Origin of the sequence: Devosia aquimaris (assembly GCF_020169335.1) — a bacterium.
GTDB classification, from domain to species: domain Bacteria; phylum Pseudomonadota; class Alphaproteobacteria; order Rhizobiales; family Devosiaceae; genus Devosia; species Devosia aquimaris.
In genome coordinates, this window is the sequence record NZ_JAIEZN010000001.1 from 1,713,892 (window position 1) to 1,726,863 (window position 12,972).

Here is a 12,972-nt window from a genome sequence, read left to right on the forward strand (position 1 = left end):
GAGAGATGTCCATGAAAGCCCGTGTCACCGTGACCCTCAAGGCCGGCGTTCTCGACCCCCAGGGCCAGGCGATCGAAGGATCGCTGCGTGGCCTGGGCTTTCCCGGCGTGCAATCGGTGCGCCAGGGCAAGGTCTTTGACCTGGTCCTGGACGGCACCGATGCCGAAGCGGCACGGGCCCAGCTGACCGCCATGTGCGACAAGCTGCTGGCCAATACCGTGATCGAAAACTACGCGATCGAAATCTCAAATTAACGCTTAAATGCGACAACTCTCGACGCGCCGAGAACTGGCGCTGGATCCCCTGTCGATGCTCAAAATTATTTCGCTGTCTGTGATGTTCATCGCTTCGCTCGGCCTGCTGTTTGCGGCCTACGCCTCGGTTCCGCTCTAGCGCCCAAGGGCGCGATCAGCACCAAATAACGCTGATTTCTCAGCGGAATGATCCTTTGTTAACCTTGCTTGGCTAGCGTCACACCATCTTGAATTCAAGCTGGTGCTGGCTTTGCCTGTGGTCGCATTCGGACGTTACCTGGTGTCGGCCGGCGCAGCCACGGTGGTCGACGTGGCGCTTGTGCAGCTGTTGCTCGCCCTGAGCCTTGCTGCCAACCCGCTCGCCTATGCCGGGATCATCGCGCTGGGCGCCCTGGCCGGCATGGCGGTCAATTTCCTGCTGTCCCGCCGGTTCGTCTTTGCCGCCCATGGCCGCGCCGCCCATCGGCAGATTGTCAGCTTCGTGCTGGTCTCGCTGAGCACCCTGGCCTTGCGCCTGCTGGTTGCCTTTGCGCTTGTCCGGCTTTTTGCCCTGCCCCTCTTTGGCTGGTTGGGCACACTCCCCATCGACGCCGCCCCCGAGCGCCTGGCCCATCTGGGCGCCGTGGCCGTGGTGACCCTCTATTCCTTCTTTGCGCACAAGCATGTCTCCTTTGCCGGGGGCATAAGGGCGCTTTTCTCCAGCAAGGCGGCGGTGCGCCCATGAATGTGCAGACCCTGATCATCGGCGCGGGCCCGGCGGGCCTCACCACGGCCTATGAGCTGACCAAGTCCGGCCAATCCGTCGCCATCGTCGAGCGCGACCCGGTCTATGTCGGCGGCATTTCCCGCACGGTGAACTACAAGGGCTACCGCTTCGACATAGGCGGCCACCGCTTCTTTTCCAAGAGTGCCGAGGTCGAGGCCTGGTGGACCGAGATCATGGGCGACGAGCTGCTGGTCCGCCCGCGCTCGAGCCGCATCTACTACAATGGCAAGCTGTTCGATTATCCGCTGCGCGCCGCCGATGCGCTGACCAAGTTGGGGCCGATCGAGGCGCTGCGCTGCGTGCTGTCCTATGGCTGGGCCCGCATCCGCCCCTATCAGAACGTCGTCAGCTTCGAGCAATGGGTGGTCAACAAGTTCGGCCGGCGCCTGTTCGAGATCTTCTTCAAGACCTATACCGAAAAGGTCTGGGGCATGGATTGCGCTGATATTTCAGCCGATTGGGCCGCCCAGCGCATCAAGGGGCTCGACCTCTACACCGCCATCATCCAGAGCCTGGGCCTGGGCAAACGGCCCGCCGAGGGCGAAGGCGTGATCAAGACGCTGATCAACAGCTTCCGCTACCCCCGCCTCGGCCCCGGCCAGATGTGGGAACGCGCCCGCGACAAGATCATTGCCCAGGGCGGCCAGGTGATGATGGGCTCGTCCATCACCGCCATCAGCCAGCATGCCGAAACCGGCAAATGGGTGGCCATCGTCACCGATGCCGCGGGCAAGGAAACCAAGGTCACCGCCGACCATCTGGTCTCCACCGCCGCCATCAATGAACTGGTGCGCATGCTGGGTGTCGATGACGAACGGGCCGTGGCCGCCGCCAGCGCCGGCCTGCGCTACCGCGATTTCCTGATTGTCGGGCTGATCCTGCGCGGCAAGGAGAGCTTTGACGACAACTGGATCTATATCCACGACCCCAGTGTCAAAGTCGGCCGCATCCAGAACTTCAAGTCTTGGTCGCCCGACATGGTGCCTGATCCTGACACGGCCTGTTACGGCATGGAATATTTCTGCAATGCCGGCGACGAAACCTGGGACATGAGCGATGCCGACCTGATCGCCCGCGCCAAGCGCGAGATCGGCCAGCTGGGACTTGCCCGGCCGGAAGACATCATCGATGGCGCGGTGGTGCGCCAGCCCAAGGCCTATCCGGTCTATGACGACACCTACAAGATCAATGTCGACACCATCACCGAAGGGCTCGAGTCCCGGTTCACCAACCTGCATCTGGCCGGCCGCAACGGCATGCACAAATACAACAACCAGGACCATGCCATGATGACCGGCATGCTGACGGCGCGGAATATCCTCGCCGGTCGGAAGGCCTTCGACGTCTGGGGCGTCAACGAAGACGCCGCCTATCACGAGGGCGGCAATGCTGGCGTGACCAGCATCGAGGAACGCCTTGTCCCCCGCCGCATCGCCTGAGGCACCGGCGGCGGTCGCGTCGACGAGCATCAGCATACCGGACCGCATCCTCACCATTGTGGTGGTGCTGGGCTATATCGTGCTGCAGATCGCGCTGGCCGTCGCACATGATCCCTGGCGCGATGAGGCACAGGCCTGGCTTTGGGCGCAGGCCCTGTCGACGCCCATGGAGTTCTTCGCCATACCCGGCGAGGGGCACCCTCCGCTGTGGTACTGGCTGTTGCGCGGGCTCTCGCTGGTCACCGATTTCAGCCACGCGCGCTATTTGTCGACGGGCGTCGCCATTCTCAACGCGATCCTGCTCGCCCGTCTGCTCCGGGGCGAACTGCTGCTATTGATCGTGCTGCTGTTCTCCCATGTCGTGGCGCAATCCTGGGGCCACAACTTCCGCCCCTATGGCCTCGTGCTCACCGCCATGCTGGTGGCCATGCTGCTGCAGCGCCACGGCCGCCCGGTGGTGGCCACCTGGGTGATGGCCTTGTCCTGTGGGCTGCATTTCTTTGCCGGATTTCTGTTCGGTTTCTGGCTGCTGCACCAGCTCCGTCGCGGCACCCGGCTCACTGCCCTGGTGGGCCCGGCCCTGCTCGGCATGCTGTTTGGCATCAGCGCCCTGATCTCGGGCATGGGCAACCCCGAAAGCGCCCCGGCGAGCACAGGTGCACTCAAGCTGATCGGCTTCAACCTGGCCTGGCCCCTGACCTGGCCGGAATTGCGCATCTGGCCAGCTGCTGTGCTGACAATCGCCCTGCTCTGCTATGGCCTGTGGCGCGACAAGTTCACCCTGGTGTCCCTGCTCGCCCTCACCACCACATTCGCGATTGGCTCCGCGCTGGTTTACGGCCAGTCGCCCTGGCACTCGGCCTTTATGATGATGCTGGCTGTCATGGCCTTTCTCTTGGCTGGATCTGCGGCCCGCCGCTGGGTGCTGGTGGTCCTGCTACTGCCGCAACTGGCAGCTGGTGTTATCGTATCAACCGTCCGTCTGAACGATCCGAACTGGAACAAGCCTGACCTCTACGCGGTGATCGCCGCTGACGCCGGCCCCGGCTTTGACCCTTCGCGCCAGCTCATCGGCTGGCAGGATTTCAACCTCTCCACTGCAGCCGCCATCCATGGGATCACCTATATCAGCGGCAACAATGGCGAGCTTCTCGGCCCGGTCGATTGGCGCAAGCGCAAGGAATATGCGGTCGATGCGGTGCTGACCAACACCCCCACGCCCTATTGGCTGGTCTGCGGCAAATGTGCCCGCGCCCTGTCAGTGATCATGACCGCTGGCCTCCACCCGTCCCGGCTGGCCAGCACGGTCATTGCCGATGACGGCCCTCTCTCCGCCTATCGCATCGACTGACGCAAACCCGATGTCGCCATTAGTCCGACGCTTACCATAGGCCGAGATCGCGCTTTTCTGCGGCGGCCCGTTATCCAGATGGCAGGCAAGGCCAGCTAGGCTCACGCCCGAGTGCAGGGAGTGCAGCATCATGAGCGATCAACGCGAGCGTATGGCCTGGGTGGACATGGCCAAGGGGCTTTCCATCTTTCTGGTGGTGATGATGTACGCCGCGTCGAGCGTGGGCGAGGATACCGGCGGTGTCGGCGCCTTCCACTGGGCCATTGCCTTTGCCACCCCCTTCCGCATGCCCGAGTTCTTCATGATCTCGGGCCTGTTCCTGTCCCGCGTCATCGACCGCCCCTGGCCAGCCTTCGCTGACCGTCGCGTGGTGCACTACCTCTATTTCTATGCCCTTTGGGCCGTGATCCACATCGTGTTCAAGGTGGGCCTGCTCTTCGCCGATCCGCTCGGCGCGCTTGAGCAACTCGCCTGGGCCGTGGTGCAACCCTATGGCGTGCTCTGGTTCATCTACCTGCTGGCCGTGGTCGGCGCCGTCGCCAAGCTGATGCACAGCCTCAAGGCCCCGGTCTGGGCCGTGTTCGGCGTGGGGGCGATCCTGCAGATGTCCGCCGTCCACACCGGCAGCTATCTCGTCGACCAGTTCGCTGCCTATTTTGTCTTCTTCTATGCCGGCTATGTGCTGGCCCCGATGCTGTTCCGCCTGGCCGGCTGGGCCATCTATCATCCCCTCCCGGCCGTGATCGGCCTGGCCGTCTGGGCCGCCGCCAATGCGGCGCTCGTCTTCTCGCCTGGCTTTGCCATGCACCCCATTCACCCGCAGATGGGTCTTGCCGGCCTGCCCGGCGTGCATCTGCTGCTCGCCCTCATCGGCACGGCGGCGCTCTGCACCATTGCCGCCCTGCTCACCCGCCTGCCCGTCATGGATTGGCTGCGCTGGATGGGCAGCAAGTCGCTGGTGGTCTATGTCGCCTTTGTATTGCCCATGGGCATCGCCCGCACGCTGCTGATCAAGCTGGGTTTGATCGAGCCTACCGTGCTGACCCTGGCCATCATGGTCATCGCCATTGTCTCCCCGCTGGTGCTCTATTGGCTGGTGCAGCGCACCGGCATCGGTCGCTTCCTGTTCGAGCGGCCGGACTGGGCACATCTGCCCGGCACGGCCCGTCCGCACACTGGCACGGTGCCCTCGGCCGCCGAGTAATCCTGCTCACGCGGCGCAAGGCCGGGAAAGGGCCATCTCGGCCCTTGCCTTTTGCGCCAAGACTCACCAAAAGAGCCTCGCAACACCCGACATCAGCGAGGACAAGCCGATGAAATCCGCCGTCATCGTGTTCCCCGGACTCAACCGTGACCGCGACATGATCGCGGCCCTGACCAAGGTGTCCGGCACCGCCCCGGCCATTGTCTGGCACCAGGACGACGCGGTGCCCGATGTCGATCTCATCGTCATTCCCGGCGGCTTCTCCTATGGCGACTATCTGCGTTGCGGCGCCATTGCCGCGCGCTCGCCCATCATGGACATCGTGCGCGCCCGTGCCGCTGCCGGCGTCAAGGTGCTGGGCGTCTGCAACGGCTTCCAGATCCTGATCGAAGCCGGCCTGCTGCCCGGCGCGCTGATGCGCAATAATTCGCTCAAATTCGTCTGCCGCGAGGTCAAGCTCGAGGTCGTCAACGCCGCCACCGAATTCACCCGCGGCTACACGCAGGGGCAGATCATCCGCTGCCCCGTCGCCCACCATGACGGCAACTATTTCGCCGATGCCGACACGCTCGCCCGCCTCGAAGGCGATGGTCGCGTCGCCTTCCGCTATGCCGAGGGCACCAACCCCAATGGCTCGATCAACGACATCGCCGGCATCTTCAACGAAAACAAGAATGTGCTCGGCCTGATGCCGCATCCGGAAAACCTCATCGAGGCCGCCCATGGCGGCGACGACGGACGAGCGCTGTTCTCGGGGCTGCTGGGCGCCGCGGCCTGAGATGAACCCGCGCCGCCTGCTCACCCATTTGGGACTGCTGTGTGGCGCTGGCGGGCTGGTGCTGCAATTTTGCCTGTCGATCCCCGCCTATCTGGCGGCCGGCCGCGACCTTCCGGGCGCCCTGGGCACGTTCTTTGCCTATTACACCATCCTCACCAATATCGTGCTGGTGCTGATTTACCTCTCCGAAATCGTGCCGGCGCGCGGGCTCGATCTGTTCCGCCTGCCCCAGCTGCGCGGCATGATGGCCGCCTGCATCACCCTGGTCGGCCTCTACGTCTACTTCGTGCTGCGCTATCTGACGGCGCTCGACGGCCTGTTCCTGGTCGCCGACAATCTGCTGCACTATGTCTGCCCGCTGCTCTATCTCATGTGGTGGCTGGCCGGCGTGCGCCACGGTCAAATGCGCTGGTCGCAGCTGCCGGTCATGCTGGTGCCGACCCTGATCTACTTCGCCTATGTCATGGCACGCGGCGTCTGGGTGCAGGAATATCCCTATCCCATCCTCAACGCCGTCAAGCTGGGTTATGCTGGCGTCCTGCTCAACGCCGCCGGCATGACGCTGGCGCTGGCAGGCCTGCTCGCTCTGGTGATCGGTCTCGATCAGCTGATTGCGCGCCAACAAGGGGGTGCCCATGACTGAACATCGCATGACCCTGGCCATCATCCTCTTCCCCGATGTGGAGGAGCTTGATTTCGTTGGCCCCTGGGAGGTTTTCACCATGGCCCGCGCCCTGGGCGCCGCCATCGATGTCTTCACCGTCGGCTGGCGCGAGCGCGAGATCACCTGCGCCAAGGGCCTGCGCGTCACCGCGGACTTCGCCTGGGTCGACCGGCCCGAGGCCGATGTCGTTCTGATTCCTGGCGGCCGCGGCACCCGCGTGCTGGCGCAGGATGACGCCTTCAACGACGAGATCCGCGCCTACCTGGCTGCTGCCAAGTGGCAGACCTCGGTGTGCACCGGCTCGGCTCTTCTGGCGCGCGCCGGCTTCCTCGAAGGCCGCCAGGCCACCACCAATCGTGGCGCGCTCGACTTCCTGCGCGCCCATGCGCCACACACCTATATTCTCAACCAGCGCTTTGTGCACGACGGCAACGTCGTCACCTCCGCCGGCGTATCCGCCGGCATCGACATGTCCCTGTGGCTGCTCGGCCACCTCTTCGGCGAGGACATGGCCCGTTCGACCCAGACGCACATGGAATATTTTCCAGAGCCGCCCTACGGAAACCCTGTTTGATGACCATCCCCAACGATATCGTGATTACGCCCCAGCTCGTCGCCGACCACGGCCTCAAGCCCGACGAGTACCAGAAGATCCTCGATCTGATCGGGCGTGAACCCACCTATACCGAGCTGGGCATTTTCTCGGCGATGTGGAACGAGCACTGCTCCTACAAATCGTCCAAGAAATGGCTCAAGACCCTGCCCACCAGCGGGCCGCGCGTCATCCAGGGCCCGGGCGAGAACGCCGGCGTGGTCGACATCGGCGATGGCCAGGCCATCGTCTTCAAGATGGAATCGCACAACCACCCCAGCTTCATCGAGCCCTATCAGGGCGCCGGCACCGGCATGGGCGGCATCCTGCGCGACGTCTTCACCATGGGCGCCCGCCCCGTGGCAGCGATGAACGCGCTGCGCTTTGGCTCGCCGGACCATGAAAAGACCCGTCATCTTGTCAGCGGCGTCGTCGCCGGCATCGGCGGCTATGGCAATGCCTTCGGCGTGCCCACCGTCGGTGGCGAAGTCGAGTTCGACGAGCGCTACAATGGCAATATCCTGGTCAATGCCTTTGCCGCGGGCTTGGCCGACACCGACAAGATCTTCTACTCCAAGGCCGAAGGCGTCGGCCTGCCGGTTGTGTATCTGGGCGCCAAGACCGGCCGCGACGGCGTCGGCGGCGCCACCATGGCCTCGGCCGAATTCGGCGACGACATCGAGGAGAAGCGCCCCACCGTCCAAGTCGGCGACCCCTTCACCGAAAAGCGCCTGCTTGAGGCCTGCCTCGAACTGATGGCCACTGGTGCCGTCATCGCCATCCAGGACATGGGCGCGGCAGGCCTGACCTGCTCGGCCGTCGAAATGGGCGCCAAGGGTGACCTCGGCATCGAGCTCGACCTCGACAAGGTGCCGGTCCGCGAAACCCAGATGACCGCCTATGAGATGATGCTGAGCGAATCCCAGGAGCGCATGCTCATGGTGCTGCATCCCGAAAAGGAAGCGGTCGCCCGCGCGGTGTTCGAGAAGTGGGAGCTCGATTTCGCCACCGTCGGCAAGACCACGGACGATCTGCGCTTCCGCGTGCTGTTCCAGGGCGATGAAGTCGCCAACCTGCCGATCAAGGAACTGGGCGACGAAGCCCCCGAATATGATCGCCCCTGGACCCCGGCAGCGCCCGCAGCGCCGCTGGCTGCCGGCGACGTGCCGCAGATGGATGTGGCCGACGCCCTGCTCCGCCTGATGGGCAGCCACCAGGTCAGCTCGCGCCGCTGGGTCTATGAGCAATATGACACCCTGATCCAGGGCAATTCCATGCAACGCCCCGGCGGCGATGCCGGCGTCATCCGCGTCGACGGCCACCCCAGCAAGGGCCTGGCCTTCACCTCGGACGTCAACCCCCGCTATTGCGAGGCTGACCCCTTCGAGGGCGGCAAGCAGGCCGTGGCCGAAGCCTGGCGCAACCTGACCGCCACCGGCGCCGAGCCGCTGGCCGCCACAGACAATCTCAACTTCGGCAATCCCGAACGCCCCGAAATCATGAGCCAGCTCGTCCATGCCATCAAGGGCATCGGCGAGGCCTGCAAGGCGCTCGATTTCCCCATCGTTTCGGGCAATGTCAGCCTCTACAACGAGACCAACGGCCGCGGCATCCTGCCCACCCCCACCATTGGTGGCGTAGGCCTGCTGCCCGACTGGACGCAGATGGCCCGCATCGGCTTTGCCGACGAGAACCAGGCCATCCTGCTGATCGGCGGCCCGGCCGAACGCGGCACGCATCTGGGTCAGTCGATCTACCTGCGCGACCTCTTCGGCCGCCGCGACGGCTCGGCGCCGCATGTCGACCTCGCCGCCGAGCGCAAGGCCGGCGATTTCGTCCGCGGCCTCATCCGCTCGGGCGTTGTCACCGCCTGCCACGATCTCTCCGATGGTGGCCTAGGCGTCGGCCTGGCCGAAATGGCCATCGCCTCGGGTATCGGCGCCACGGTGACCGCCGTTGTGGGCCACGACCCCATCCTCACCTTCTTCGGCGAGGACCAGGGCCGCTACCTGCTGACCGTCAACCTCGACCCGCAGGGCGATGCCATCAAGGCGCTGTGGGACGAGGCCCGGGACAAGGGCATTGCCTGCGCCTGGATCGGCACCACCGGCGGCACCGAACTGGTGCTGGGCGACAGCCGCCCCGTTCCGGTCAAGGACCTCACCTCAGCCCACGAGGGCTGGTTCCCTAGCTACATGGATGGTGCGGCGGCATAGTTCAGCTTCCGCCTTATGATCGCCGCTCTTTGGAGTGTTCTCATTCCGGGGAGCGGCAAACGACTGGAGACGACAATGAACCTGAAACCGGCAATGGGCTGCCTGGCAGCCATCACTCTGTTTTGTATGCCGGTGGCAGCTCAGGAGCAGACCGTCAATATCACCGGCTCGCCGCTGCCCGATCAGCCCTATACGCTGATCTACCCGGCCCCCATGCTGGCAACGGCCCAGGCGGGCGGCCCGCTGACCATCAACCACCCCGATATTCCGTTGCAGTGCATCCTGACCGTGGTGCCCGCCGATGATGCCGGCTGGACCGCTGAAGGCGCCCTCGCCGCCCTCGACGATGCCGCCGTCACCCAGGGCTGGTCGGCCACCCTCCCCGGCTTTGCGCTGACCAACAAGGCCGTGACCCAGTACCAGAGCAATCCGGCCCTGATGTACGAGGGCACCAGCACCGATTCGCCCCAGGGCGTGCCGCTGACGGTGGTGCACACCGAAACCGTGGCGGACGGCAACGGCTATACCATCGACTGCATCTACGCCACCGAGGCCGCCGCCAACGCCCGGCCGATCGTGGATTACGTGCTGGCCAACTTCTCCACCCAGCAGGACGCCGAGCCCATCGCCGCGCAATAGCGCCCGGCGATATTGAAGGCCACTGCCTCGCATGCCATATCATGAGCCGTGTCGGCACTTGGCCGGCGGCGACAAGGAGATGAGCCATGCCCATGGATGCCAGCGAAATCGAACGCCGGATCAAGGCGGCCCTGCCGGACGCCAATATCGAGATTCGCGACCTGGCCGGTGACGGCGATCACTATGCCGCCACCGTGGTTTCCGAGCAGTTTCGCGGCAAATCCCGTGTGCAGCAGCACCAGCTCGTCTATGCCGCACTCAAGGGCGACATGGGCGGCGCCCTGCACGCGCTGGCGCTGCAGACCAGCGCGCCCGAATAGCATCCGACCGATGAGCGCGTTGCGCGACTCGCTGGACCTGATCCGCCTGGTCAAACCCGAGGCCGGCACCACCGCCCTTGACCACGAGATCGCCGCCGAACGCGCCTCCTCGCTCGGCGCCGCAGAAAAGCGCGTCATCGCGGCCATCGCCGCCCTCAGCGCTCCCGGCGGCGATGCCGAGCCCGCTTTGGCTACGGCGCGCAAGGTAGTGTGGGAATATTTCGTGCAACGCGAACTGGTCGGTTTTCGCCGTCACACAGACGTGATTCAGGCGCTCAATATTCCGCCCCAAGTCCTTGTCGGGCTTGGCGCAATGTCGGCAAAGCCCAGGACGTGAGCACCGTCGAACCAGGCTGCCGTTTCTGCCTCGCCAATGCGCTGCTGATTGATAAACCCATTTTCCAGTCCGATGCCTTCTACATGCTGGGCAGCATCGATCCGATGGTGCCGATAGCCGGCATGGTCATTCCCCGCCGCCACAGCCAGACGCCTTTCGAGTTCACGGACGCTGAATGGTCCGCCTTTGGCGCGGCACTGGCGATGGCCAAGAACCACTTCGCCAGCCACGATCCGGATGGCTTTTCACTGGGATGGAATGTCGGCGCCGTGGCCGGACAGCACGTCTTTCACGCCCACCTTCACATCATCCCGCGCTTCAAGGGCGAACCCAACGCCGGCGTGGGCATTCGTCGCATAATGCGGACGCCAGATTGGAAACCCGACGCATGACCCGTTCCGTCTTTTTCGATGTCGATGGCGTGCTGGTGCACGGCATCCATCACAATCCCGATCGAGCCCGCCGCTGGGATGCAAATCTTGAAGCCGATATGGGCGTCGATCCCCGGCGCTTCACCGAAGAGTTCATCTTCGACATCTTCGTCAAAAAGGTCGTCACCGGGCAGATGTCGGTGATCGAAGCTCTGGAAAAGCGCCTGCCATCACTGGGCTATCGCGGCTCTCCCATGGTCTTTCACCACTATTGGCTCGAGCGCGACAGCGTGCTCAACCAGCCCCTGCTCGAGGTCATCGCGCGCCTGCGCGCCCAGGGCGACATCAGGCTCTATATCGCCACCAACCAGGAGCATCTGCGCGCCAGCTGGCTCTGGTCCCACTGTGGCCTCTCACAGCTGTTTGATGACATGTTTCACTCCGCCCGCGTCGGCGTGCGCAAGCCCGATCCGGCCTATTTCGCCTTCATTGCCGATCGCATCGGCCCGCAGGCCGAACCGCCGCTGTTCTTTGATGATACGCCCAAGGTCATCGACGGCGCCCGCGCCGCCGGCTGGGAGGCCGTGTTGTTCGACACCACCGAGGATTGCACCAGTCATCCCTGGATCTCCGCGCGCCTCGCCTGACGCATGCCATCATCGCGCTGGGCTGATCTCGACAGCGCCCTTGTCCTGCCCTATCTAAGGCGCACCGTACACCGGCCCTTGAACCCGGCTAGCAAGAGGTTTGATCCATGACCGACATCAATGCCTTCATCGACGACAAGGTGAAGAACAACAACATCTTCCTGTTCATGAAAGGCTCGCCGGATTTTCCGCAGTGCGGCTTTTCCGGCCAGGTCGTCCAGATCCTGAACTATCTCGGCGTCGACTATGACAGCGCCAATGTGCTGGAAAGCGCAGAACTGCGCGACGGCATCAAGACCTATACCAATTGGCCGACCATTCCTCAGCTCTACGTCAAGGGCGAGTTCGTCGGCGGCGCCGATATCGTGCGCGAGATGTTCCAGTCCGGTGAGCTGCAGACGCATCTGCAGAATGCCGGCATCGCGGTCAAGCAGTCCGCCTGATCTGCCGATTCATCGTCTCAAGGCCCTGCCCTAACCCGGCGGGGCCTTTTGCATTCTGAGCCGTGCCAGGGCTGCTTCAAATCGCGGCGTATGGCGCAGATCGGCCATTGCCCAGTGTCCCGCCAGCCAGTCCGGCTCACCCTGCCACTCGCCGTCCACCAGCCGGTCCACAGCGGACAGGGCTCGTTCAGGGTCGGGCACCAGAGCCCAGGCGCATGCGGCATGAAAAGCCAGCCAGCCGATCTGGCTTGCGCCGGCATCGAAGTGTTCGGCCAGTTTGCGACATTGCCGGGCGGTGAGGTCACCGACATTTTCTGCCGGCAGCGACGCGCTATAGGCCAGAGTCTCGACCGGCGGCCCCAGCGCAAAGCGTCGCGCGAGAGCAATCGAGCCGCGATTGGACGCATGGCAATGCCAGCCGACATTGGTCATCCCGGCGGCCTTGGCTGCATCCAGTACACGGGCGACCAAAAGTCTGGCGAGGTCCTGACGCCGGTGATCCGGGTGAACCCAGACGCCGATCTCGATTCGATCTCCGACGATCAGGTCCGGTCGGCAATGGCCCAACTCATGCGCACCATCCATCAGGGTCTGCCCAATGCCATCCGCATCCGTCACAAGCGTCAGCCCCGACGGAACCGGGGCCCCCTCGGCACAGGGCGCGAGGCGGAACAACAATCGGGGATGACCCACCATGAACGCATTGGGCAGTGCAGCGGGCGCGGCGCTCACCAGCCTGGGATCGACATGCAGATAGACCCAGTCATCGAGCAGATCCGCTATCTCCGCCGCTGCCGCAGGGTCGAGGGATGTGCCCAACAGATAGGTGCCTTCGGGCCCCTCAAGCACGGCCACGTTTGGCGCATCAAAGGCGTCGACCCAGATTCCGCCCTCCGCGGTTCCGGCAATCACCGCGGCAACGCTGCCATGAACCTCGGCCATGGGCGCAGC

General features: G+C 64.3%; 17 protein-coding genes. 16 read left to right on the plus strand and 1 reads right to left on the minus strand.

All coding sequences use genetic code 11. From position 1 onward, the window contains the following. Window positions 1–11: 11 nt before the first annotated feature. The 16 genes from purS (at window position 12) to grxD (ending at window position 12,021) form a co-directional block, all read left to right on the plus strand. A complete protein-coding gene (gene purS, locus K1177_RS08260; protein WP_224702803.1) occupies window positions 12–254 on the plus strand; it encodes a phosphoribosylformylglycinamidine synthase subunit PurS in 243 nt (80 codons plus the stop codon). A gap of 7 nt (window positions 255–261) precedes the next feature. Further along, window positions 262–393, plus strand: a complete 132-nt coding sequence (locus K1177_RS18400) for a hypothetical protein (protein ID WP_263574792.1) — start codon at window positions 262–264, stop codon at window positions 391–393. A gap of 102 nt (window positions 394–495) precedes the next feature. Then, window positions 496–978: a GtrA family protein gene (locus tag K1177_RS08265; RefSeq protein WP_224702804.1), complete on the plus strand. Its 483-nt coding sequence runs from the start codon at window positions 496–498 to the stop codon at window positions 976–978. Beyond that, on the plus strand, window positions 975–2,459 hold the full coding sequence (locus tag K1177_RS08270; protein WP_224702805.1) for an NAD(P)/FAD-dependent oxidoreductase: 1,485 nt from the start codon (window positions 975–977) through the stop codon (window positions 2,457–2,459). Before K1177_RS08265 ends, K1177_RS08270 begins: the two co-directional genes overlap by 4 nt. Further along, a complete protein-coding gene (locus tag K1177_RS08275) occupies window positions 2,437–3,810 on the plus strand; it encodes a hypothetical protein (protein ID WP_224702806.1) in 1,374 nt (457 codons plus the stop codon). Before K1177_RS08270 ends, K1177_RS08275 begins: the two co-directional genes overlap by 23 nt. Before the next feature lie 130 nt (window positions 3,811–3,940). Continuing rightward, on the plus strand, window positions 3,941–5,014 hold the full coding sequence (locus K1177_RS08280; protein WP_224702807.1) for an acyltransferase family protein: 1,074 nt from the start codon (window positions 3,941–3,943) through the stop codon (window positions 5,012–5,014). Between the two features lie 109 nt (window positions 5,015–5,123). Next, window positions 5,124–5,792: a phosphoribosylformylglycinamidine synthase subunit PurQ gene (purQ, locus tag K1177_RS08285; RefSeq protein ID WP_224702808.1), complete on the plus strand. Its 669-nt coding sequence runs from the start codon at window positions 5,124–5,126 to the stop codon at window positions 5,790–5,792. A gap of 1 nt (window position 5,793) precedes the next feature. Continuing rightward, complete coding sequence (locus tag K1177_RS08290; RefSeq protein WP_224702809.1) at window positions 5,794–6,435, plus strand: Pr6Pr family membrane protein; 642 nt, start codon at window positions 5,794–5,796, stop codon at window positions 6,433–6,435. Then, window positions 6,428–7,030, plus strand: coding sequence for a DJ-1/PfpI family protein (locus tag K1177_RS08295; RefSeq protein WP_224702810.1), 603 nt, complete (start codon window positions 6,428–6,430; stop codon window positions 7,028–7,030). Before K1177_RS08290 ends, K1177_RS08295 begins: the two co-directional genes overlap by 8 nt. Next, a complete protein-coding gene (purL, locus tag K1177_RS08300) occupies window positions 7,030–9,264 on the plus strand; it encodes a phosphoribosylformylglycinamidine synthase subunit PurL (protein ID WP_224702811.1) in 2,235 nt (744 codons plus the stop codon). The genes K1177_RS08295 and purL overlap by 1 nt, the downstream gene beginning before the upstream one ends. A gap of 75 nt (window positions 9,265–9,339) precedes the next feature. After that, a complete protein-coding gene (locus K1177_RS08305) occupies window positions 9,340–9,903 on the plus strand; it encodes a hypothetical protein (protein ID WP_224702812.1) in 564 nt (187 codons plus the stop codon). Between the two features lie 86 nt (window positions 9,904–9,989). Further along, on the plus strand, window positions 9,990–10,223 hold the full coding sequence (locus K1177_RS08310; RefSeq protein WP_224702813.1) for a BolA family protein: 234 nt from the start codon (window positions 9,990–9,992) through the stop codon (window positions 10,221–10,223). A 10-nt stretch (window positions 10,224–10,233) separates the two neighbouring features. After that, on the plus strand, window positions 10,234–10,560 hold the full coding sequence (locus tag K1177_RS08315; RefSeq protein ID WP_224702814.1) for a DUF6665 family protein: 327 nt from the start codon (window positions 10,234–10,236) through the stop codon (window positions 10,558–10,560). Then, window positions 10,557–10,952: an HIT family protein gene (locus tag K1177_RS08320; protein ID WP_224702815.1), complete on the plus strand. Its 396-nt coding sequence runs from the start codon at window positions 10,557–10,559 to the stop codon at window positions 10,950–10,952. The genes K1177_RS08315 and K1177_RS08320 overlap by 4 nt, the downstream gene beginning before the upstream one ends. Continuing rightward, window positions 10,949–11,578 carry an HAD-IA family hydrolase gene (locus tag K1177_RS08325; protein WP_224702816.1) on the plus strand — a complete coding sequence of 210 codons (630 nt, stop codon included), beginning with the start codon at window positions 10,949–10,951 and terminating at the stop codon, window positions 11,576–11,578. Before K1177_RS08320 ends, K1177_RS08325 begins: the two co-directional genes overlap by 4 nt. A 107-nt stretch (window positions 11,579–11,685) precedes the next feature. Then, window positions 11,686–12,021 carry a Grx4 family monothiol glutaredoxin gene (grxD, locus tag K1177_RS08330; RefSeq protein ID WP_224702817.1) on the plus strand — a complete coding sequence of 112 codons (336 nt, stop codon included), beginning with the start codon at window positions 11,686–11,688 and terminating at the stop codon, window positions 12,019–12,021. Window positions 12,022–12,051: 30 nt separating this feature from the next. Here grxD and K1177_RS08335 read toward each other — a convergent pair whose 3' ends face one another. Then, window positions 12,052–12,963: a GNAT family N-acetyltransferase gene (locus K1177_RS08335; RefSeq protein WP_224702818.1), complete on the minus strand. Its 912-nt coding sequence runs from the start codon at window positions 12,961–12,963 to the stop codon at window positions 12,052–12,054. Between the last annotated feature and the right edge of the window lie 9 nt (window positions 12,964–12,972).